This is a genomic window from Paeniglutamicibacter sp. ZC-3, from assembly GCF_025847175.2.
Taxonomy (GTDB): domain Bacteria; phylum Actinomycetota; class Actinomycetes; order Actinomycetales; family Micrococcaceae; genus Paeniglutamicibacter; species Paeniglutamicibacter sulfureus.
On the sequence record NZ_JAOYTG010000040.1, the window covers coordinates 1 to 1,970 of the forward strand.

Consider the following 1,970-nt stretch of genomic DNA (forward strand, 5'->3'; position numbering starts at 1 on the left):
TGGGGGTGTGTTGGTGGTGGGTGTGACGGGGTTGTTGTTTGGGAACTGTATAGTGGACGCGAGCATCTTGTGAGGCAAGGGATTTTTTCCTTGTCTTGCATAGCAATTTCTTATGAATTATTGAACCTGGTGAACGCACTTTCGGGTGTGTTTTTCTTGGTTCTTTCGATTGTAATAATATATAGCTCATGTAAATTTTTGATCATGTTTGTGGTCAAGTTTTTAAGGGCGCACGGTGGATGCCTTGGCATTGGGAGCCGAAGAAGGACGTGGGAATCTGCGATAAGCCTGGTGGAGTCGATAACCGGACGTTGAGACCAGGATTTCCGAATGGGGAAACCCCGTACGGTGTCATGCCGTATGACCCGCAGCTGAACACATAGGCTGTGTGGAGGGAACGCGGGGAAGTGAAACATCTCAGTACCCGCAGGAAGAGAAAACAATAGTGATTCCGTTAGTAGTGGCGAGCGAACGCGGATGGGGCTAAACCGAGCCATGTGTGATAGCCGGCGGGCGTTGCATGGTCGGGGTTGTGGGACTTTCCATATCAGTTCTGCCGGACTGGTGAAGTGAGGTGCGGGCGCATAGGCGAATCGGCTTGAATGCCGGACCGTAGAGGGTGAGAGTCCCGTAGTGCGAATGCGTGCCGCCGCTTTGTGAGAGTATCCCAAGTAGGACGGGGCCCGAGAAATCCCGTTTGAATCTGCCAGGACCACCTGGTAAGCCTAAATACTACCCAATGACCGATAGCGGACAAGTACCGTGAGGGAATGGTGAAAAGTACCCCGGGAGGGGAGTGAAATAGTACCTGAAACCGTGCGCTTACAATCCGTTGGAGCCTCCTTGTTGGGGTGACAGCGTGCCTTTTGAAGAATGAGCCTGCGAGTTAGTGTTACGTCGCGAGGTTAACCCGTGTGGGGAAGCCGTAGCGAAAGCGAGTCTGAATAGGGCGAGTGAGTGGCGTGATCTAGACCCGAAGCGAAGTGATCTACCCATGGCCAGGTTGAAGCGCGTGTAAGAGCGCGTGGAGGACCGAACCCACTTCAGTTGAAAATGGAGGGGATGAGCTGTGGGTAGGGGTGAAAGGCCAATCAAACTTCGTGATAGCTGGTTCTCCCCGAAATGCATTTAGGTGCAGCGTTGCGTGTTTCTTACCGGAGGTAGAGCTACTGGATGGCTAATGGGCCCTACAAGGTTACTGACGTCAGCCAAACTCCGAATGCCGGTAAGTGAGAGCGCAGCAGTGAGACTGTGGGGGATAAGCTTCATAGTCGAGAGGGAAACAGCCCAGAACGCCAACTAAGGCCCCTAAGCGTGTGCTAAGTGGAAAAGGATGTGGAGTTGCGAAGACAACCAGGAGGTTGGCTTAGAAGCAGCCACCCTTGAAAGAGTGCGTAATAGCTCACTGGTCAAGTGATTCCGCGCCGACAATGTAGCGGGGCTCAAGCACACCGCCGAAGTTGCGTCATTCACATATTTGGCAGGCCTTCGTGGTCCAGCCGTGTGGATGGGTAGGGGAGCGTCGTGTGGGCAGTGAAGTCGCGGTGTAAACCAGCGGTGGAGCCCACACGAGTGAGAATGCAGGCATGAGTAGCGAATGACGGGTGAGAAACCCGTCCGCCGAATGATCAAGGGTTCCAGGGTCAAGCTAATCTGCCCTGGGTAAGTCGGGACCTAAGGCGAGGCCGACAGGCGTAGTCGATGGACAACGGGTTGATATTCCCGTACCGGTGAAAAACCGCCCATACCGAACTGGTGATGCTAACCGCCCCAACCACCCACCTCAAGGCCTTCGGGCCTTGTATCGGGTGTGCGGCGCGGGACCCGAACCAGGGAGGTAAGCGTATTAACAGGTGTGACGCAGGAAGGTAGCCGAGCCAGGCAATGGAATTGACCTGGTCCAAGGATGTAGGGCGAGTCGTAGGCAAATCCGCGACTCACATAGCCTGAGACCCGATAGGCGCCCCCCT

At 54.7% G+C, this 1,970-nt stretch carries 1 rRNA gene; it reads left to right on the top strand.

Annotated features, from left to right (window positions below):
- Positions 1-212: 212 nt before the first annotated feature.
- Positions 213-1,970, top strand: a 23S ribosomal RNA gene (locus OIU93_RS20300); the annotation flags it as partial.